The organism is Pseudomonas sp. LBUM1679 (assembly GCF_059695565.1).
Genome location: NZ_CP166774.1, coordinates 6,655,318 through 6,676,720 on the forward strand (window position 1 = coordinate 6,655,318; position 21,403 = coordinate 6,676,720).

At 59.6% G+C, this 21,403-nt stretch carries 17 protein-coding genes; 12 read left to right on the forward strand and 5 right to left on the reverse strand.

Annotated elements, in window-relative coordinates:
* Positions 1–190 precede the first annotated feature (190 nt).
* Together ACA062_RS30505 and ACA062_RS30510 are read right to left on the reverse strand one after the other, a co-directional pair.
* Positions 191–844, reverse strand: coding sequence for a response regulator (locus ACA062_RS30505; protein WP_497454288.1), 654 nt, complete (start codon positions 842–844; stop codon positions 191–193).
* A 146-nt stretch (positions 845–990) separates the two neighbouring features.
* Positions 991–3,387 (reverse strand): PAS domain-containing sensor histidine kinase, encoded by a 2,397-nt coding sequence (locus tag ACA062_RS30510; RefSeq protein ID WP_497454289.1) that lies wholly within the window; start codon positions 3,385–3,387, stop codon positions 991–993.
* Between the two features lie 70 nt (positions 3,388–3,457).
* On the opposite strand from ACA062_RS30510, the gene ACA062_RS30515 reads away from it, so the two are divergent.
* Positions 3,458–4,450, forward strand: a complete 993-nt coding sequence (locus ACA062_RS30515; RefSeq protein ID WP_497454290.1) for an alpha/beta hydrolase family protein — start codon at positions 3,458–3,460, stop codon at positions 4,448–4,450.
* 137 nt (positions 4,451–4,587) lie between these two features.
* Here ACA062_RS30515 and ACA062_RS30520 read toward each other — a convergent pair whose 3' ends face one another.
* The 3 genes from ACA062_RS30520 to ACA062_RS30530 are packed head-to-tail and all read right to left on the reverse strand — an operon-like array spanning position 4,588 to position 7,044.
* On the reverse strand, positions 4,588–5,355 hold the full coding sequence (locus ACA062_RS30520) for a DnaJ domain-containing protein (protein WP_497454291.1): 768 nt from the start codon (positions 5,353–5,355) through the stop codon (positions 4,588–4,590).
* A 1-nt stretch (position 5,356) separates the two neighbouring features.
* Positions 5,357–6,028, reverse strand: a complete 672-nt coding sequence (gene murU, locus ACA062_RS30525; RefSeq protein WP_497454292.1) for an N-acetylmuramate alpha-1-phosphate uridylyltransferase MurU — start codon at positions 6,026–6,028, stop codon at positions 5,357–5,359.
* Positions 6,025–7,044, reverse strand: coding sequence for an aminoglycoside phosphotransferase family protein (locus ACA062_RS30530; RefSeq protein WP_497454293.1), 1,020 nt, complete (start codon positions 7,042–7,044; stop codon positions 6,025–6,027). The genes murU and ACA062_RS30530 overlap by 4 nt, the downstream gene beginning before the upstream one ends.
* 130 nt (positions 7,045–7,174) lie before the next feature.
* Here ACA062_RS30530 and ACA062_RS30535 point away from each other — a divergent pair, with 130 nt between their 5' ends.
* The 11 genes from ACA062_RS30535 (at position 7,175) to ACA062_RS30585 (ending at position 21,367) form a co-directional block, all read left to right on the forward strand.
* The gene (locus ACA062_RS30535) at positions 7,175–9,973 is read left to right on the forward strand and encodes an LPS-assembly protein LptD (RefSeq protein WP_497454294.1); all 2,799 of its coding nucleotides are present in this window, start codon (positions 7,175–7,177) and stop codon (positions 9,971–9,973) included.
* Entirely contained in the window at positions 9,954–11,270 is a 1,317-nt protein-coding gene (surA, locus tag ACA062_RS30540) for a peptidylprolyl isomerase SurA (protein WP_497454295.1), read from the forward strand. Before ACA062_RS30535 ends, surA begins: the two co-directional genes overlap by 20 nt.
* Positions 11,267–12,256, forward strand: coding sequence for a 4-hydroxythreonine-4-phosphate dehydrogenase PdxA (gene pdxA / locus ACA062_RS30545; protein WP_497454296.1), 990 nt, complete (start codon positions 11,267–11,269; stop codon positions 12,254–12,256). Before surA ends, pdxA begins: the two co-directional genes overlap by 4 nt.
* Positions 12,253–13,071 (forward strand): 16S rRNA (adenine(1518)-N(6)/adenine(1519)-N(6))-dimethyltransferase RsmA, encoded by an 819-nt coding sequence (rsmA, locus tag ACA062_RS30550; protein WP_497454297.1) that lies wholly within the window; start codon positions 12,253–12,255, stop codon positions 13,069–13,071. The genes pdxA and rsmA overlap by 4 nt, the downstream gene beginning before the upstream one ends.
* 123 nt (positions 13,072–13,194) lie before the next feature.
* Positions 13,195–13,575, forward strand: a complete 381-nt coding sequence (apaG, locus tag ACA062_RS30555; RefSeq protein WP_497454298.1) for a Co2+/Mg2+ efflux facilitator ApaG/CorD — start codon at positions 13,195–13,197, stop codon at positions 13,573–13,575.
* The gene (locus ACA062_RS30560; RefSeq protein WP_497454299.1) at positions 13,575–14,459 is read left to right on the forward strand and encodes a symmetrical bis(5'-nucleosyl)-tetraphosphatase; all 885 of its coding nucleotides are present in this window, start codon (positions 13,575–13,577) and stop codon (positions 14,457–14,459) included. Before apaG ends, ACA062_RS30560 begins: the two co-directional genes overlap by 1 nt.
* A 33-nt stretch (positions 14,460–14,492) precedes the next feature.
* Positions 14,493–14,822 (forward strand): thiosulfate sulfurtransferase GlpE, encoded by a 330-nt coding sequence (glpE, locus tag ACA062_RS30565; RefSeq protein ID WP_497454300.1) that lies wholly within the window; start codon positions 14,493–14,495, stop codon positions 14,820–14,822.
* Between the two features lie 297 nt (positions 14,823–15,119).
* On the forward strand, positions 15,120–17,042 hold the full coding sequence (locus ACA062_RS30570; protein WP_045059965.1) for a PrkA family serine protein kinase: 1,923 nt from the start codon (positions 15,120–15,122) through the stop codon (positions 17,040–17,042).
* Positions 17,043–17,243: 201 nt separating this feature from the next.
* Entirely contained in the window at positions 17,244–18,515 is a 1,272-nt protein-coding gene (locus ACA062_RS30575) for a YeaH/YhbH family protein (protein ID WP_128873970.1), read from the forward strand.
* Positions 18,512–20,074 (forward strand): SpoVR family protein, encoded by a 1,563-nt coding sequence (locus ACA062_RS30580; protein WP_497454301.1) that lies wholly within the window; start codon positions 18,512–18,514, stop codon positions 20,072–20,074. The genes ACA062_RS30575 and ACA062_RS30580 overlap by 4 nt, the downstream gene beginning before the upstream one ends.
* Positions 20,075–20,137: 63 nt before the next feature.
* Positions 20,138–21,367: a multifunctional CCA addition/repair protein gene (locus tag ACA062_RS30585; protein ID WP_497454302.1), complete on the forward strand. Its 1,230-nt coding sequence runs from the start codon at positions 20,138–20,140 to the stop codon at positions 21,365–21,367.
* Positions 21,368–21,403 lie beyond the last annotated feature (36 nt).

Below are 21,403 nucleotides of genomic sequence, written 5' to 3' on the forward strand. Positions count from 1 at the left end.
GCAAGCCACAAGACCGGGCAAAAGCGGATTTGAAGGCGTGTCGTAAATGGACATGCCACCACTATCCCTGTGGGAGCGAGCTTGCTCGCGATGACGGCAGCACATTCAGCATTTCTGTCACTGACCCGCCGCTATCGCGAGCAAGCTCGCTCCCACAGGGGGTTGCAGTGAATCAGTGGGATTCGATGTATTAGAGGAGCTTGTGCTCCATCGCGTACTTCACCAGTTCCGCCAGGGAGGTGATGTTGAGCTTCTGCATCAGTCGCGCCTTGTGGGTGCTGATGGTCTTGCTGCTCAAAGCCAGTTGCTGGGCGATGTCGTTGACGTTGGCGCCTTGCGCCAGGCGTTCGAACACCGAGAATTCACGCTCCGAGAGCAACGAGTGCAACGGCCGCGAGTCGGTAAGACCGACTTCGAAGACCATGCGATCGGCCAGGTCCGGATCAATGTAACGCCCGCCCGCGGCGACTTTGCGGATCGCGGTCAGGAGCAGGGCCGGATCGCTGTCCTTGGTGGCGTAACCGGCGGCGCCGACCTTCAACGCACGGGCGGCCATTTGGGCTTCGTCGTGCATCGACAACACCAGAATCGCCGGTGGATTGTTCATTGCGCGAATCCGCGGAATGGCTTCCAGACCATTGACCCCAGGCATGGAGATATCCAGCAACACCACTTCGCAGGGAACATGACGCAAGGTTTCGAGCAACTGCTCGCCATTGCTCGCCTCCCCTACCACCAGAAGGTCCTTGGCCAGGCCGATCAACTGCTTGATGCCTTCGCGGACGATGGTGTGGTCTTCGGCTACCAGTACACGGATCACGTTCTTCTCCAGATTCAAGATCATTCGTCGGAACGCCGCCCGGAGCAGGCTCGCTCCCACATTGGACTTCGGTGTTCCAGAGATTTGTGCACTTACCGAACCCCTGTGGGAGCGACGGTGCGACGATTCGACCTGCTCGCGAAGACGTCGGCACAGACACCACTTTATCTTCAGGCTTCACCCACCGGCACTCGCACACTCAAGGTCGTGCCTTCCCCCGGCTCACTTTCAAGCGACAGTTGACCGCCCATGATCAACACCCGCTCGCGCATGCCGACCACACCAAAGGATGTCGACCTGCCGGTGGCGGGGACGAATCCTACGCCATCATCACTGACCGTCAGGCACAACTCGTCGCCTTCCAGCGCCAATGTCAGCTCGACAGTATGCGCCCGGGCATGGCGCATGACATTGGTCAGCGCTTCCTGAAGGATCCGGAACAAGCCAATCGCCTTGGCATCACTGAGCACTGGCAGATTGTCCGGCACCTGCACCAGACACGGAATCTGCGTACGCGCCTCGAAACGGCGGGCCTGCCATTCGATGGCCGATGCAATCCCGGCATCGAGAATCGGTGGGCGCAGCGCCGTCGCCACATCGCGCACCAGTTGGAACAACTGAGCGATCAAGCGCTTCATGCTGTTCAAGCGTTCGTTCAGACCGGGATCGAGCTGGGCGTAGGCCAGTTCGCACATGGACGTTTCCAGCTTCAACACGGTCAACATCTGACCCAGCTCGTCATGAACTTCCCGGGCGATGTGCGCCTTTTCCTCCTCCCGCACACTCTCCAGGTGAGCGGACAACTCACGCAATTGTCCCCGGGAGCTGGCCAGTTCCAGCTCGATGCGCTTGCTCTCGCTGATGTCCCAGACAATGCCGTCCCAGACATAGGCACCGTCTTCGAGCCGGCGGGTAATGGCCTTGATCTCCGCCCAGCGTTGCTCGCCCGAACGGGTGAGAATCCGTCCTTGCCACGACCAGTCGCTGTCGGTGTCCAGCGCATGGTCCTGAGTCTGGTGATAGCTGGCCTTATCGTCCGGATGCACCAGACTGCGCAAGCCTTTGTCGCGATGAGCCAGGACGGTCGGCGAGTAACCTACCAGGCTCTCGCTGCCTTCACTGATGTAGGCAAAGTCGATCTGCCCGGTGACCGGCGCACGCTCCAGCCGGAAGACCAGTCCCGGAACATTGGCGGCGATCCCTTGCAGTCGCGCTTCGCTTTCCTGCAGCGCAGCCAGGGCGCGGCGACGTTCGGTGACATCATTGAGGTAAACCACCAGGTATTCGCCGTCGCGAAAACGCAGGAAGCTCAACGAAACATCCGCTGGCAGAATGCTGCCATCGGCGCGCACGCAGTGGGTCTCGAAACTTTGCGGGCCCTCTTCACTGGCCCGGGCGCGCTTCCACAGGTTCAACCAGCGGTCCATGTGCAGACCCGGCTCAAAGTCGATCAACGGTCTGTCGATGATCCCGCCTGCCGGATAGCCCAACATGGTCTCGGCCGCGTGGTTGGCGTAGCGCACACGGCTGTCCCAGTTGACCCAGAGAATGCCGACGGTGCTCTGGTCGATGGAAAACTGCGTAAGGCGCAAGGCTTCTTCGCTGGCAGTACGCAGGGCAATGTCTTCCCGCGCCGCCAATAACCGTTGCTCCAGACTGTGCTGCTGCCGACGTTGCCAGAACACGATGGCCATGCTGCTCAGCATCAGCACGGTCAACAGCAGAGACAGGTTTTGCCAGAAACCCGGCGATTCGGTCAGCCGCGGGTACTTGGGTTGCAGCCATTGACTGTGCAACTGTTCCAGATCCTTGGCCGGGATCGCCCGCAATGCGCTTTCGACGATACCGGCCAGCTCCGGCCAGTCCCGGCGCGTGGCCACCCGCAGCAGTTGCGGCAGGCCAATGTCACCGACCACGACCAGCGCGGCGAACTCGGGCTCGACGGACAGGCGTCCCAGCTGGGCTTCATCGACCACGGCGTAACTGGCTTGCTGATTCGTCAACAGTTGCAGTGCCTGGCGCTCGATCGGTACGCCCTGGAGGTTCAAATGCGGATAATTGCCGCGCAGGTAATCGGCCGTGGCGCTGGGCATGCGCACGGCGACGCGGGTCTGACTGTCGAGTTTTTCCAGCTCCACTGTGCCGGTGCTTTTCTGGTCGCTGACCACCAGCTGCGGTACCCGCATGTACGGATCGGAAAACTGCCAGAGACGCAGACCGCCAGGGGTTTGACTCAGCCCTGGAGCGATATCGATTGCCCCTTCACGCGCAGCGGCTTCCAACTGCGCAAGGTCGGAAAAGTGCCGCCATCTCAGTTCAACCTTGAGTGATTTGGCCAGCCATTGCATCAGCTCGACGTTAATCCCCGACAGGCGCTGCAAGCGGCGATCGTATTGGGCGTAAGGCACTTGCAGCAACAGTCCGACGCGCAATTCACGATGCTCGGCCAGCCATTGCTGCTGGTCCGTGGACAATGGCGTGACGTGCGCTGGAGGCGCGGACGCCGCCCAGCTCAGCGAGGGGAACCACAAACAGCCGATAACCCAAAGGCAGCGAAAACGCATCATAGAAGTCCCACACTGACAAATACTGACCAACCCATTAGGCTGCAGAATCACTTCTGGCCTGGACTATCCGATGCTCCCTGTCTACCGCCTGGCATTGCCAGCATTGTGCCTGTCGCTGATCCTGCCTTGGGCCTTTTCCGTCGAGGCGGCCGATCAGGCTTCCGGTGCCGCGGGAAAAACCGCAGAAAAACCGCTTGAGCGCCCGCCGTTGCCAGAGCGAAGCCAGGAAGACGCGACCGCCCTTGAGCGACAGGTCCCGGTCCAGGAACAGCAACAACTGCAAGCCGGCGCCGATACCTTTCTGGCCCTGTGGAAACCGGCCAATACCGCCAGCCCCAAAGGCGCGGTGATTATCATCCCGGGCGCTGGCGAAACCGTTGACTGGCCGCAAGCAATCGCTCCATTGCGGCGCACATTGCCGGATGCCGGGTGGAGCAGCCTGAGTATCACCTTGCCGGACCCGCAAAGCGATGCCATTGCGCCACGTATCGCTGAAATGCCGCCAACGCTCAAAGCGCCCGAGACCGGCAGCAAGGATGCCACCACCGCCGCGCCCATCGAGCAGGCCGTTGGCGGCGAAGCGGAGGTGGCGGACAAGGCGATCGTCGAAACCACCGAGGAACGGGCCGGGGCTGACGCCGAACGAATCTTCGCCCGCATCGACGCGGCCATTGCCTACGCCGAACAGCAAAGCGCCCGCAGTATCGTTGTCTTGGGTCATGGCACCGGTGCTTACTGGACCGCGCGCTACCTGAGCGAAAAACAGCCCCCGCAGGTCGAAAAACTGGTGATGGTCGCCGCCCGGACGCCAGTTAGCGCGAAACCCGGACTGGCTGAACTCACACCCACATTGAAGCTGCCGACTGCAGACATTTTCTACAGGGATAAGCCGGTGGATCGCAACGCGGCGCTGGAACGTTTGCAGGCGAGCAAACGTTTGAAGGCTTCGGGTTTCAGCCAGGTGTCGCTCAAGGCCTTGCCGGGTGACACCAAGGCTGAGCAAGAGCAATTGGTCCGTCGGGTTCGGGGGTGGTTGAATCCTCAGCCTGCGGAAAACCGATAGACCGAGTCGCCCTCATCGCGGGCAAGCCCGCTCCCACATTGATCTCGGTCGTCCACAGCTTCTGTGTCCCTGAAGATCTAATGTGGGAGCGGGCTTGCTCGCGAAGGCGGCATTACAGACAACAAAACCCTTTCCTTCTAGCGAAAATCCCGCCGCTCACGAATCAATGTGTAGGCCGTATGCAGTTCACGGGTTTTGTCGGTCGCCTCGCGAACCTGCAACGCCGTCGCACCACTGCCGGCGATCTTGTCCGGATGATGGCGGCTGAGCAGGCGTCGATACGCGCGCTTGATCTGCGCCGGCTCGCTGGTGGCGGACACGCCCAATAGCCGCAAAGCCTCTTGATAGGTCACGGCGCCGCTGATCGACGGACGCTTCTGCGGTTCATAGTCGTTGGCCAACGCTTGCACCTGTTGCCGGGTCCAGCCCAGCCAATGACCCCACTGGGCTACCAGCTCAAGCTCACCCACACCGGCGCGGCCATCGGCCCAGATCATCCGCCAACACGCACGCAAGACGCCTTCGGCGGCATGGGGTTGAGCACTCAAGCGGCGCATATGACCGCGCAACCGGTCATGCCCCGACTTCCCGCGATTGAACGCCGCAATTGCACGTCGCTGTGCCGATTCGGTCATTTCCAGCGAGCGCATCTCCTGGCGCGCCTGCTGGATGTGGCCATCCACCACCCGCCCATCGCACTTGGCCAGCCGTCCCAACAACACGAACAACAGTTCATCGTTGCGCAGCGTCGGCCGGCCGCCGAACTTTTCTCGCACATCCGCCCAGCTCTGCAGTTGCAGGCGCCGATCCAGCGCCTGGCCCAGCAAAGCGCCGAGCATGGCCCCCGGAATGCTGGCAATGGCATAGCCCGCTCCGGCTCCGATCAGAGTCCCTGGCCACAGCATCTCAGCGTCTCGCTTCTATCAGAGTGTCCACTTCAGCCAGACGCTCGTGTGTGCCGACATCTACCCAGACTCCGTTCAGGTGCTCGCCGGACACTTGCCCGTCTGCCATGGCGGTGCGCAGCAGCGGCGCAAGCTTGAAAGCCCCTGCCGCGCAACCGGCGAACAGCTGCGGGTGCAGCACCGCGACGCCGCTGTAGGTCAGGGTGGCAGAGCCCGACAGACCGTCACGCACCTGTCCGTCGATCAGATTGAAGTCCCCGGCCGGGTGATGGGCCGGATTATCGGCCAGCACCAGATGAGCCAGCCCGGCAATGGGCCGATGCAACAGGCTGAAGTCGTAATCAGTCCAGATGTCACCGTTGACCACTAAAAAGGCTTCATTCCCCAGCAATGGCAACGCGCGGAAGATCCCGCCGCCGGTTTCGAGCGGCTCACCTTCCGGCGAGTATTGAATACTCACGCCATACTGCGAGCCGTCGCTCAGGTAGTCTTCGATCTGCTGGCCGAGCCAGGCGTGATTGATCACGATCTCGGTAAAACCCGCGGCGGCCAGCGCGCGCAGGTGATACTCGATCAGCGGCACCCCGCCGGCGCGAACCAGCGGTTTTGGCGTGGTCAGGGTCAACGGGCGCATGCGCTCGCCTTTGCCTGCCGCCAGAATCATCGCCTTCATGCATTCGCTCCAGCGCGCAGACTGGCCAGCAATACACCCAGCTCAGCCAATTCGGGACGGCGCGCGACCACGGCTTCCATGTACGCAAAGAAGCGCGGCACATCCCCCAGGTAACGCGGCTTGCCGTCGCGGTGGCAGATCCGGGCGAAGATGCCGATCACTTTCAAGTGGCGTTGCACACCCATCAGGTCGCTGGCGCGCAGGAAATCCTCGACGTCGGGCTGAACCGGGATCCCGAGATCGCCCGCCTGCCGCCAGTAATCTTCCAGCCAGCCGCGTACACGCTCCTCGGGCCAGCTGAGGAACGCATCCTTGAACAGGCAGGTCACGTCGTAAGTCACCGGGCCATAGACCGCATCCTGGAAATCGAGCACCCCCGGATTCGGCTCACTGAGCATCAGGTTGCGCGGCATGTAATCGCGATGCACCAGGACCTTGGGCTGGGCCAGGGCGCTATCGATCAATAACTCGCTGACCTGCTGCCAGAGCATTTGCTGAGCCGGGTCGAACTCGATACCCAGCTCGCACTTCACGTACCATTCGGGAAACAATTCCAGCTCGCGTCGCAACAAGGCCACGTCATAACTCGGCAGCGGTGCGACCATCGGCAACTGCTGAAAAGCCAGCAGCGCTTGCACGGCATCCTTGAACAAGTCGTCGGCATTTTCGCTGTCAATCACGTCCAGATAAGTCTTGTTGCCCAGGTCATTGAGCAACAGAAACCCACGTTCAAGGTCTTCGGCATAGATTTTCGGCACATTTATTCCGGATTTCGCCAGCAGAAAAGCAATATCCACGAAGGGTTTGCAGTTTTCCTTAGGGGGCGGAGCGTCCATCACAACAAAGCTTCTGCCCTCGCCTTCCCAGCGAAAGTAGCGCCGGAAACTCGCGTCGCTACTGGCTGCGGTCAACGTGGCCGGGGGCACGGCTCCCCAGCCTTGTTCTGCAAAGAGGATCGGCAACTGCTCATCGAGCCAAACTTTCAGGTGTTGCAAACGTACATCTTGGTCAGGCATTGCAAGGGTCTCCGACGGCGCTAGCCGTCAAGCGGGTCATGCTTTATTATCCAGCATCTTTTTCAGACCATCGAGAGGCGTGCGGCCCACACCGCGGGCAGATGGCACGCAGGAAGCCCGGACTAATAAGATGGCATTGAAATCCCCCGCGTTTCGTAAAAAATTTCCGTTGTTGGTGACCGGCAGTCTGCTGGCACTGCAACCGTTCGCCACTTCGTTCGTGGCCGCCGCGGAACAGTATGACTGCTCCGTCTCTGCTTCGGGTGCCTGGAACTGTGCACCGAAATCTCCAGCAGCTGCCTTGCCACCGCGCCCCGCCCATGAGGGCAGCCCTGTCAGCGCGGGTGGCGAGACGCCGGCTGACGGCAGTGTCAGTCAAGACACCGGTGCCAAGCCAGTACTGGTGACCGAAGCCAAGGGCCGCGGCCTGAAATCGCGTAGTGAAGACTACAGTCACCTCGACTGGGTTCCACGTGAGAACCTCACGGCAGCGCAACTGGCTGAAACCGGTCCTTACTGCGCGGGTTCCTATGTCGAACCGATTCGTCCTGGCATGAATGACAAGACGGATAAAAGTGACGCGCCAACCTTTATCGGCGCCAAAGCCTCTCGCTATAAGCAGGAGGAGCAGGTCGCTACCCTGGCCGGCGACGTGGTCATGCGTCAGGGCAGCATGCAGGTCGAAGCCGACGAAGCGAATCTCTACCAGGCCGAGAGCCGTGGCGAACTGAGCGGTAACGTGCGCGTTCGCGACAACGGCGCACTGATCGTCGGCGACCACGCCGATGTACAGCTCGACACCGGTGAAGCCAAGGTCGACAACGCCGAATACGTGATGCACAAATCGCGCATTCGCGGCAGCGCGCTGTACGCCAGACGCGCCGAAAACGCGATCATCCGCCTAAAGGATGGTACGTACACCACCTGCGAACCGAACAGCAACGCCTGGCAGCTCAAGGGCAACAACATCACCCTGAACCCGGCCACCGGCTTCGGCACCGCGACCAACGTGACACTGCGGGTCAAGGACATTCCGGTCCTGTACACGCCGTATATCTATTTCCCGATCGATGACCGTCGCCAGTCGGGCTTCCTGCCGCCGACCATCGGTACCGGCAGCGATACCGGCTTCTTGCTGGTCACCCCGTATTACTTCAACCTGGCACCGAACTACGATGCCACGTTGTACCCGCGCTACATGAGCAAGCGCGGCTTGTTGATGGAAGGCGAGTTCCGTTACCTGACCCCGTCCAGCGAAGGTCAGTTCGGCGCCGCGTACCTCAACGACGAGAATGACGATCGCAAGCTGCAGACCGACTACGAAAAAACCCGCTACATGTACAACTGGCAACACAAGGGCGGCCTCGACTCGCGCGTCTTCTCCCAGGTCGACTACACCAAAATCAGCGATCCGTATTACTTCCAGGATCTGCAGACTGACCAGATTGGCGTGAAAAGCTCTGATTACGTGAACCAGCAAGGTTCCGTCAGCTATCGCGGCGACAGTTACACCGCTCGCGTCAACGCCCAGGCTTATCAGCTGGCGACCGTCTCGAATATCACACCGTATGATCGTTTGCCGCAGATCACCTTCGATGGTGCGCTGCCCTACCATCCGGGCGGCCTGGACTTCTCGTATAACACCGAGCTCGTGAGGTTTGACCGGGATCTGAAAACCGGCAACTTCTCGGACGAAAACGGCAATTTAAGCCCGCGCCTGGACACCAACGTCCAAGGCCTGGCACGCGCCACTGGCGACCGTCTCAACCTGGCGCCAGCCGTGAGCCTGCCGCTGGACTGGACGTATGGTTTCGTGAAACCAACGCTCAAGTATCAGTACACGCAGTACCAGCTGGACCTGGACGGTACAGGCAAATCCGAGATTGCCGCGCAGAGCGCAGAACAGGACCGACTCAACGGCACCTTCGACAGCAACCAGAACCGTGGCGTGCCGATTGCCAGCATCGACAGCGGCCTGTACTTCGACCGCAACACCCAATGGTTCGGCAAAAACTACCGCCAGACCCTTGAGCCGCGCCTGTTTTACCTCTACGTTCCGGAAACGGATCAGGAAGACATTCCAGTCTTCGACACCAGCGAGTACACCTTCAATTACGCGTCGCTGTTCCGCGACAATCGTTTCTCCGGCTCCGACCGTGTCGGCGACGAGAACAAACTGTCGCTGGGCATCACCAACCGCTGGATTGAAGACAACGGTTTCGAACGTCAACGCATCAGCGTCGGCCAGGCTCTCTACTTCAAGGATCGCAAGGTCCAGCTGCCCGGCATCGATGCCAATACCCGCAAGGACGCACAGTCGGACGTTTCGCCTTACGCCCTGGAATACGAATACCGCTGGAACCGCGATTGGCGCACCACCGCCGATTACAACTGGGACCCGGACAGCCGCAGCCCTCGCTCGGGCAGCGCGATGTTCCACTACCAGCCTGAAGACAACCCGAACAAGGTTATCAACGCCGGCTATCGCTATCGCAATGACCAGGTCCGTTACGACCAGAACACCGGTCAATGGTCGGTGGGCGGCGGTGACTACGGCACTCCGGGTCAACCTGGCTACGTGAAGGACTACTACAAGATCCAGCAGCACGACTTCTCGGTGATGTGGCCGATCGTGCCGCAATGGAACCTGATCAGCCGCTGGCAATATGACTACAACCGCAACCGTACCCTGGAAGCCTTCGGTGGTTTCGAGTACGACAATTGCTGCTGGAAATTGCGCCTGATCAACCGTTACTGGGTCGACTATGACGAAACCAGTCAGGACGCGCCGGAAAACGAAAAAGGCGACCATGGCATCTTCCTCCAAATCGTTCTGAAGGGACTCGGCGGCCTCACCGGCTCTAAAGTAGAGAGCTTCCTCGACAAAGGCATCCAAGGTTATCGTGAACGTGAAGACCAAGCTTTCTGATTGTCTGCGCCCGCTAATGCTGGGCGCGCTGTTCCTGGGTACCGCGGCCAACGCCTCGGTACAGTCCATCGATAAAGTGGTGGCCATCGTCGACAACGACGTGGTCATGCAGAGCCAATTGGACCAACGGGTCCATGAAGTTCAGCAAACCATCGCCAAGCGCGGTGCTGCGGTACCGCCGGCCAACGTGCTGGATCAGCAGGTGCTCGAGCGTCTGATCGTCGAGAACCTGCAACTGCAGATCGGCGAACGCTCGGGGATCCGCATTACCGATGAAGAGCTGAACCAGGCTGTCGGCACCATTGCCCAGCGCAACAACATGTCCGTGGATCAGTTCCGCGCTGCCCTGACTCGCGACGGCCTGTCTTACGACGAAGCCCGTGACCAGATTCGCCGCGAAATGATCATCAGCCGTGTGCGTCAGCGTCGTGTGGCCGAGCGCATCCAGGTCTCCGAGCAAGAAGTGAAGAACTTCCTGGCGTCGGATCTGGGCAAAATGCAGCTGTCCGAAGAGTTCCGTCTGGCCAACATCCTGATTCCTACGCCGGAAAGCGCCAATTCCGACGCGATTCAGAATGCAGCCAATCAGGCCGACGCGGTCTACCAGCAGCTCAAGCAAGGCGCTGACTTCGGTCAACTGGCAATCGCCAAATCCGCCAGCGAAACCGCACTGGAAGGCGGGGACATGGGCTGGCGTAAAGCCGCTCAACTGCCACCTCCGTTCGATCGCCTGCTCAGCACCATGGCTGTCGGCGACATTACCCAACCGATGCGTACGCCGGGCGGCTTCATCATCCTGAAGATCCTCGACAAGCGTGGCGGCGAGACCCAGGTGCGTGACGAAGTGCATGTGCGTCATATCCTGGTCAAACCCAGCCCGATCCGCGACGAAGAAAAAACCAAGGCCCTGGCCCAGTCGCTCTACACCCGGATCGAAGCGGGAGAAGATTTCGGCGAACTGGCGAAAAACTTCTCGGAAGACCCGGGCTCCGCTCTTAACGGTGGTGACCTGAACTGGATCGACCCGAATGCATTGGTCCCTGAATTCCGCGAAGTGATGGCCAAGACCCCGCAAGGTCAGCTGTCCAAGCCATTCCAGACCCAATATGGCTGGCACGTCCTGGAAGTCCTGGGCCGCCGCGCCACCGACAGCACCAGTCAGGCCCGTGAACAGCAAGCGATGACCGTATTGCGTAACCGCAAATATGACGAAGAGCTGCAAACCTGGCTGCGTCAGATCCGTGACGAAGCGTACGTAGAGATCAAACTCCCTGGTGCAGACCAGGCAACGCAGTGAAACCCAAACGTTTCGCGCTGACACCCGGCGAACCGGCCGGCATAGGTCCTGACCTGTGCCTGCTGCTCGCGTCGCAAGCCCAGCCTCATCCCCTGATTGCCATTACCAGCCGCGACCTGCTCCTTGAGCGGGCCGCGCAGCTGGGCGTGGTGGTCGATCTACTGCCGGTTGCGCCGGACAGCTGGCCGGATGTACCTGCGCCGGCCAATAGCCTGTACGTCTGGGATACTCCGCTCAACGCCAGGGTCACGGCCGGGCAACTGGACAAGGCCAATGCGGCGTTCGTTCTGGAGACCCTCACCCGCGCTGGCCAGGGCTGCCTGGATGGGCATTTTGCCGGCATGATCACCGCCCCCGTCCACAAGGGCGTGATCAACGAATCCGGCATCGCTTTTTCCGGGCACACGGAGTTTCTCGCTGACCTGACCCAGACCGCGCAAGTGGTGATGATGCTCGCTACTCGCGGATTGCGTGTAGCGCTGGTCACCACTCACCTGCCCCTGCGCGAGATTGCCGACGCCATCACGCCGGAGCGCCTGGAACGGGTCACACGAATCCTGCATGCCGATCTGCAAGAAAAATTCGGCATCGCCCGGCCACGCATCCTGGTCTGCGGGCTCAACCCCCATGCCGGCGAAGGCGGACACCTGGGCCATGAAGAAATCGACATCATCGAACCCACATTAGAGCGCTTGCGCGGCGAGGGCATGGACCTTCGCGGCCCCCTCCCCGCCGACACTCTGTTTACCCCAAAATATCTGGAGCACTGCGATGCGGTGCTGGCGATGTACCACGACCAGGGCCTGCCCGTGCTGAAATACAAAGGTTTCGGCGCGGCAGTCAACGTGACCCTCGGCCTGCCGATCATTCGCACCTCGGTCGACCACGGCACCGCCCTGGATCTGGCCGGCAGCGGCAAGATTGACACCGGCAGCCTGCAAGTCGCCCTGGAAACCGCCTACCAGATGGCCGAGACCCGTTTATGACCGAGCATTACCAACACCGGGCGCGCAAGCGTTTCGGCCAGAACTTCCTGCATGATGCTGGCGTTATCGACCGAATCCTGCGCTCCATCCACGCCAAACCCGAAGACCGCCTGCTGGAAATCGGGCCGGGCCAGGGCGCGCTGACTCAAGGCCTGCTCAGCAGTGGTGCCCAGCTCGACGTGGTGGAACTGGACAAGGATCTGATCCCGATCCTCAACCAGCAATTTGCCGGCAAGAGCAACTTCAACCTGCACCAGGGCGACGCACTGAAGTTCGACTTCAACAGCCTTGGCGCGGCACCGAACAGTCTGCGAGTGGTCGGCAACCTGCCGTACAACATCTCTACGCCGCTGATTTTTCACCTCCTGCACAACGCCAGCCTGATCCGCGACATGCACTTCATGCTGCAAAAGGAAGTGGTCGAGCGCATGGCCGCAGGTCCGGGTGGTGGTGATTGGGGTCGGCTATCGATCATGGTTCAGTACCACTGCCGGGTCGAACACCTGTTCAACGTTGGCCCGGGGGCGTTCAATCCACCGCCGAAAGTCGACTCGGCCATCGTGCGCCTGGTGCCTCACGCGGTGCTGCCGCACCCGGCCAAGGATCACAAGCTGCTGGAACGCGTCGTGCGTGAAGCCTTCAATCAACGACGCAAGACCCTGCGCAACACCCTCAAGCTGCTGCTAAGCAATGCCGAAATCGAAGCTGCCGGTGTCGATGGCAGCCTGCGCCCCGAGCAACTCGACCTCGCCGCCTTCGTGCGCCTGGCCGACACGCTGAGCGAACAAGTCCTGAACAAGCCCAGCGCCGACTGACAGGCGATAAGCGTTATCGGGTAGGACACCAGCCTTCATGTCTGGTTTACTACCCGATACTTGGCCTAGACTGAGTTCCATCAGCTACGCCCCGCGTCCCGCTTCGTTTTTAAGGCCTCTTGCATGTCCGATCCTCGTTATCAGGTCGACGTCAGCGTCGTCACTCGCTATCTGGCAGAACAATCGCAACCCGAGCACTCCCGCTTTGCCTTTGCGTACACCATCACCGTGCACAATAACGGCGAGTTACCGGCCAAGCTGTTGTCGCGGCATTGGGTAATCACCGATGGCGACGGGCATGTCGAAGAAGTTCGCGGGGCAGGCGTGGTTGGCCAGCAACCGTTGATCGAGCCAGGCCATAACCACACCTACAGCAGTGGCACGGTCATGACCACCAAGGTCGGCACCATGCAGGGCACTTATCAAATGATTGCCGATGATGGTAAGCATTTCGACGCTGTCATCGCTCCATTCCGCCTGGCGGTGCCCGGAGCCCTGCACTGATGGCGACGTATGCCGTCGGCGACCTCCAAGGCTGCCTTGAGGCCCTGCAATGCCTGCTCAAGCAGGTTACCTTCGACCCAACGAAGGATCGCCTGTGGCTGGTGGGCGACCTGGTCAACCGTGGCCCTCAATCGCTCGAGACCCTGCGTTTTCTCTATGGCATCCGCGAGTCGCTGGTGTGCGTACTCGGCAACCACGACCTGCATTTGCTGGCCGCCGGGCAGAACATCGAACGCCTGAAGAAAGCCGACACCCTACGCGAAATCATCGAAGCACCTGATTGCGCCGAGCTGCTGGACTGGTTGCGCCAGCAAAAACTCATGCACTACGACGAACAACGAAATGTTGCGCTGGTGCATGCCGGCGTTCCGCCGCAATGGTCACTGCGCAAAGCCCTGAAGTGCGCTGCCGAGGTCGAGACCGCCCTGCGCGACGACAACCTGTTTCCAGCCTACCTCGATGGCATGTACGGCAACGATCCGGCGAAATGGGACAACGACCTCAAGGGGATCGCGCGCCTGCGAGTAATCACCAACTATTTCACCCGGATGCGCTTTTGCACCGCCGAGGGCAAGCTTGACCTCAAGAGCAAGGAAGGTCTCGATACTGCGCCGGCAGGGTACAAACCCTGGTTCCAGCACAAGGAACGCAAGACCAAGGGCCTGAAGATCATTTTCGGCCATTGGGCAGCACTCGAGGGTCAATGCAACGAGCCAGGGATTTCAGCCCTCGACACCGGCTGTGTCTGGGGCGGTGCCTTGACGCTCATGAATGTCGACAGCGGCGAACGCCTGTCTTGTAAATGCGACGCGCAGGGGCATGCCGCCGTGCCGCCAGTCGCCCCACGAATGACCGAACCATCGCCAGCCAGCGCCCCGCGCTAGACTGCGCTTTCAGCCGAGCCACAGGAGCCCGCCATGAGCGAATTCAAACGTATCCCCCCGGAACAGGCCCAGGCCCTGCGCGAACAAGGCGCAGTGGTGGTCGATGTTCGCGATCCGCAAACTTATGCCGCGCTGCACATCGCCGGCTCGAAGCATCTGGACAACGTTTCCATCTCGGATTTCATCCGTGCCGCCGACCTCGACGCACCGACCGTAGTGGTCTGCTATCACGGTAACTCCAGCCAGAGCGCCGCCGCTTACCTGATCAGCCAAGGCTTTTCCGACGTCTACAGCATGGATGGCGGATTCGAACTGTGGCGGTCGACTTATCCTGCGGAAACAGCGCAAGGCACTGCCGAATAATTTTTTTGTAATGCGCAAGGCCCCGGCCCCCGCGGGTTAGCGCGGTGGCAGACGAACGGTCTGCCACAACTAATTACGTATCTCGCCTTTACCTCCCAAATAAGCAACTATCCTTAAGCGCAGGCCATCCAAAACAGGGGAGAGCCGGTACACCGGCGCGCGGGTCATCGGGAGTAGCTTTCGGGGCGCTAAGCCTTGAAAGGGTTCTGGGGGGTAAACAGCAACTGCATATCCGGTTGCTGCCAGCATCGACTGACTGATCCGGCGTCGGCTCCACGTATCGAGCGAGGTGACGTCATGAGTATCTTTAGCCACTTCCAACAACGCTTCGAGTCCACACGCCAGGAAGAACTCTCGCTGCAAGAGTATCTTGAACTGTGCAAACAGGACCGCAGTGCCTACGTTTCCGCAGCCGAGCGTCTGTTGCTGGCCATCGGTGAACCGGAGCTGCTCGACACCTCGACCAACTCGAGACTGTCGCGAATCTTTTCCAACAAGGTGATCCGCCGCTATCCGGCCTTTGAAGACTTCCACGGGATGGAAGAATGCATTGACCAGATCGTGTCGTATTTCCGCCATGCCGCTCAGGGCCTGGAAGAAAAGAAACAGATCCTCTACCTGCTCGGCCCCGTCGGTGGCGGCAAATCGTCCCTGGCCGAGAAGCTCAAACAGCTGATCGAGAAAGTGCCCTTCTACGCGATCAAGGGCTCGCCGGTATTCGAATCGCCCCTGGGTCTGTTCAACGCCACTGAAGATGGCGCGATCCTCGAGGAAGACTTCGGCATTCCGCGGCGCTACCTCAACACCATCATGTCGCCATGGGCCACCAAGCGCCTGGCCGAATTCGGCGGGGACATCAGCCAGTTCCGCGTGGTGAAACTGTATCCGTCGATCCTGAACCAGATCGCGGTGGCCAAAACCGAACCGGGCGACGAGAACAACCAGGACATCTCGGCGCTGGTAGGCAAGGTCGATATCCGCAAGCTGGAAGAATTCCCGCAGAACGATGCGGACGCCTACAGCTACTCGGGCGCATTGTGCCGGGCCAACCAGGGCCTGATGGAATTCGTCGAAATGTTCAAGGCACCGATCAAGGTGCTGCACCCATTGCTGACCGCCACACAGGAAGGCAACTACAACAGTACCGAAGGTCTCGGCGCGATTCCGTTCACCGGGATCCTGCTGGCCCACTCCAACGAATCGGAATGGCACACCTTCCGCAACAACAAGAACAACGAAGCCTTCATCGACCGGATCTACATCGTCAAAGTGCCGTACTGCCTGCGGGTCAGCGACGAAGTGAAGATCTACGACAAGCTCCTGTTCAACAGTTCGCTGGCCAAGGCTCACTGCGCGCCTGACACCCTGAAGATGCTCGCCCAGTTCACCGTGCTCTCGCGCCTCAAGGAGCCGGAAAACTCCAATATCTACTCCAAGATGCGGGTGTATGACGGCGAGAACCTCAAGGACACCGATCCCAAGGCCAAGTCGATTCAGGAATACCGCGACAACGCCGGCGTCGACGAAGGCATGAACGGTCTGTCGACCCGCTTTGCGTTCAAGATCCTGTCGAAGGTGTTCAACTTCGATCCGCACGAAATTGCCGCCAACCCGGTGCATTTGCTCTACGTACTGGAACAACAGATCGAACAGGAACAGTTCCAGGCCGAAACCCGCGAACGCTACCTGCGCTTCCTCAAGGAGTACCTGGCACCGCGCTATATCGAATTCATCGGCAAGGAAATCCAGACGGCGTATCTCGAGTCTTACAGCGAGTACGGCCAGAACATCTTCGATCGCTATGTGCTGTATGCAGACTTCTGGATCCAGGACCAGGAATACCGCGATCCGGAAACCGGCGAAATCCTCAACCGCGTCGCGCTGAACGAAGAACTGGAGAAAATCGAAAAACCGGCCGGCATCAGCAATCCGAAGGATTTCCGCAACGAAATCGTCAACTTCGTGCTGCGCGCCCGGGCCAACAACAATGGCAAGAATCCGACCTGGCTCAGCTACGAAAAACTGCGGGTGGTCATCGAGAAGAAAATGTTCTCCAATACCGAGGACCTCCTGCCAGTCATCAGCTTCAACGCCAAGGCCAGTAAAGAGGACCAGCAGAAGCACAACGACTTCGTCACACGGATGGTCGAGCGGGGCTACACCGACAAACAGGTACGACTGCTGTCCGAGTGGTACCTGCGGGTCAGAAAATCACAGTAACCCGCTGCCGGTCAGACCGGTTGTCGTCAGCCAGAGGTCTGTGTACACATTTTCTGTTACACAGGCTTCTGGAAGGTGTTCGAAAGTCGGTAGCGAGGTTCAGGCAGTATCCAAAGCGCTTGGGGGAGCGTGAACATCCCTTGGCACGGTCGATGCTGCATAACCGCTCGCCCCTTTCAGGACAGCTTCTAAGGAGCAGTCATGAGCTATGTGATCGACCGACGTCTCAATGGCAAGAACAAGAGCACGGTGAACCGTCAGCGGTTTCTGCGGCGTTACCGTGATCACATCAAAAAGGCTGTCGAAGAGGCGGTCAGCCGGCGTTCCATTACCGATATGGAACACGGCGAACAAATCAGCATTCCCGGCCGCGATATCGACGAGCCGGTGCTTCACCATGGTCGCGGCGGCAAGCAGACCGTCGTGCACCCGGGCAACAAGGAATTCACCAGCGGCGAGCATATTGCCCGACCACCGGGAGGTGGCGGCGGCAGAGGCCCCGGCAAGGCCGGCAACTCGGGCGAAGGGATGGACGAGTTCGTCTTCCAGATCACCCAGGAGGAATTTCTCGAATTCATGTTCGAGGACCTCGAGCTGCCGAACCTGGTCAAACGCAACCTGACCGGCACCGATACCTTCAAGACCGTTCGTGCCGGTATCAGTAACGAAGGCAATCCGTCGCGGATCAACATTATCCGCACATTGCGCTCGGCCCATGCGCGCAGAATCGCCCTGTCCGGCAGCAGCCGGGCAAAATTGCGCGAAGCCAAGGAAGAACTTCTCCGACTCCAACGGGATGAACCGGACAACTTCGGCGATATTCAGGAAATAGAAGCGGAAATCGAAAAACTCAGTGCGCGCATCCATCGCATTCCGTTTCTCGACACCTTCGACCTCAAGTACAACCTGCTGATCAAACAACCCAACCCGAGTTCCAAGGCGGTCATGTTCTGCCTGATGGACGTATCCGGTTCCATGACCCAGGCGACCAAGGACATCGCCAAGCGATTCTTTATCCTGTTGTACCTGTTTCTCAAGCGCAACTACGACAAGATCGACGTCGTGTTCATCCGCCACCACACCAGCGCCAGGGAAGTGGATGAGGAAGAGTTTTTCTACTCCCGCGAAACCGGCGGCACCATCGTTTCCAGCGCCTTGAAACTGATGCAGGAAATCATGGCGGAACGCTATCCGAGCAACGAATGGAACATTTATGCCGCCCAGGCTTCCGATGGCGACAACTGGAACGACGACTCACCGATCTGCCGCGATATCCTGATCAACCAGATCATGCCGTTCGTGCAGTACTACACTTACGTTGAGATCACCCCACGCGAACACCAGGCCCTGTGGTTCGAATACGAACGCATCGCCGAAGCCTTCTCTGACACTTTTGCCCAGCAACAACTGGTCTCGGCCGGGGATATCTATCCGGTCTTCCGTGAACTCTTCCAGCGCAGGTTAGTGACATGACCGCCAAAGAGCAGAAGCGCCAACCCATATCCACCGGCTCCGAATGGACGTTCGAGCTGATCCAGGCCTACGACAAGGAAATCAGTCGCCTGGCGGCTCGTTATGCCCTGGATACGTACCCCAACCAGATCGAAGTGATCACCGCAGAGCAGATGATGGACGCCTACGCCTCTGTCGGCATGCCGCTGGGCTATCACCATTGGTCCTACGGCAAACACTTCCTCAGCACCGAGAAATCCTACAGTCGCGGCCAGATGGGGCTGGCCTACGAGATCGTGATCAACTCGGACCCGTGCATCGCCTATCTGATGGAAGAAAACACCATCTGCATGCAGGCACTGGTCGTCGCGCATGCCTGCTATGGGCATAACAGCTTCTTCAAGGGCAATTACCTGTTCCGCACCTGGACCGATGCCAGCTCGATCATCGATTACCTGGTGTTCGCCAAGCAGTACATCATGCGGTGCGAAGAGCGCCACGGCATCGACGCGGTAGAAGATTTACTCGATTCCTGCCATGCGCTGATGAACTACGGCGTTGACCGCTACAAACGTCCCTATCCGATTTCGGCCGAGGAAGAACGTCGCCGGCAAAAGGATCGGGAAGAACATCTGCAGAAGCAGATCAATGACCTGTGGCGCACCATTCCTAAAGGCGCGGACAAGTACAGCGACAAGGACGATGCGCGCTTCCCCGCCGAACCTCAGGAAAATATCCTCTACTTCATCGAAAAGCACGCACCCTTGCTGGAGCCCTGGCAGCGGGAAATCGTACGGATCGTGCGCAAGATCGCGCAGTATTTCTATCCACAACGCCAGACCCAGGTGATGAACGAAGGGTGGGCCACCTTCTGGCATTACACGCTGATGAACGACCTGTACGACGAAGGCCTGGTGACCGACGGCTTCATGATGGAGTTTCTGACGTCCCACACCAGCGTGGTCTATCAGCCCGGTTTCGATAGCCCCTACTACAACGGCATCAACCCCTACACCCTGGGCTTTGCCATGTACCGGGACATTCGGCGCATGTGTGAAAACCCTACCGAAGAGGATTACCGCTGGTTTCCGGAAATTGCCGGCACCGACTGGCTGTCAAGCATCAAGTTCGCCATGAGCAGCTTCAAGGATGAGAGTTTCATCCTGCAGTACCTGTCACCCAAGGTGATCCGCGACCTGAAGCTGTTTAGCATTCTCGATGACGACCAGAAAGAAGACCTGCTGGTCCCGGCGATTCACGACGAAGGAGGTTACCGCATCATCCGGGAAACCCTGGCGGCGCAGTACAACCTGGGCAATCGCGAACCCAACGTGCAGATCTACAGCATCGACCGGCGAGGCGACCGTTCCCTGACCTTGCGCCACCAGCAACACGACCGAAAACCGCTGGGCGAGTCCACAGAGGAAGTACTCAAGCACCTGCATCGCCTCTGGGGCTTCGACATTCACCTGGAAACATTGCAAGGCGACCAAGTGATGAAAACCCACCATGTTCCGCCCAGAGGCGAGCACAGCGAAGGAGAATACGGCCGGCTGGATCTGGCAGTCATCCATCTTTGATCCTGTTTCTGCCTCCGGAAGTTCGACGCAAAGGTTATTCTGTCGAGCTAACGGAGGTTTTTTATGCAGATTTATAAAGTCGGTGGCGCCGTTCGCGATCGCCTGCTGGGCAAACCTGTCACCGATATCGATTGGGTCGTGGTAGGCGCCACCACCGAAGAAATGCTCGCCAAGGGCTTTCGCCCGGTGGGCGCGGACTTCCCGGTGTTTCTTCATCCGAAAAGCGGTGAGGAATACGCCCTCGCCCGGACCGAACGCAAAAGCGGGCGCGGTTACGGCGGCTTCACCTTTCACGCCAGCCCTGAAGTCACCCTCGAAGAAGACTTGATCCGTCGCGATCTGACGATCAATGCCATGGCTGAAGACGATCAACAGCATTTGACCGACCCCTACCAGGGTCAGAAAGATCTTGAGGCGCGCCTTTTGCGCCACGTTTCCCCCGCGTTCTCCGAAGATCCACTCAGGGTTCTGCGTGTTGCCCGTTTTGCGGCGCGTTACGCCGAATTGGGTTTCACCGTTGCGCCCGAAACACTGGAACTGATGCGCCAACTCAGTGAGTCGGGCGAACTGCAAGCCTTGACCGCGGAGCGGAGCTGGAAGGAAATTTCTCGTGCACTGCTGGAAGATCAGCCGCAAGTGTTCATTGAGGTGCTGCGCGAGTGCGGCGCGCTCAAGGTGCTGATGCCGGAAGTCGACGCATTGTTCGGCGTACCGCAACCGCAAGCCCATCATCCGGAAATCGACACGGGCGTGCACACTCTGAGCGTGCTTGAGCAAGCAGCGCTGTACAAACAACCGCTGACGGTGCGCTGGGCTTGTCTCCTGCATGACCTGGGCAAAGGATTGACGCCTGAAGAAGAATGGCCCCGCCACATTGCCCATGAGCACAAGGGCTTGAAGTTGATCAAGGCAGTCAACGAACGCTTCAAGGCGCCGAGGGATTGCCAGGAACTGGCGCTGCTGGTGGGCGAATATCATACCCATGGCCATCGCGCCCTGGAGCTGAAAGCGTCGACCTTGCTGGAGTTGCTGCAGCGTTTCGACGTGTACCGTCGACCCCAGCGGTTTGAGGAATTTATCGCGGCGTGCGAGATGGACGCCCGTGGCCGCAAAGGGCTGGAGCAACGAAGTTATCCACAGGCCGATTATTTGCGCAGGGCGGCCACTGCGGCGCGCAGCGTGGCGGTTCAGCCGTTGCTGGAGAAGGGATTCAAGGGACCGGAGCTGGGCGAGGCGATCAAACGCGAACGCCTCAAGGCGCTGAAGGCTTACAAAGAAGCGGCGTCTGCCTGAAAACTATCGCGGGCAAGCCCGCTCCCACAGGTGCGA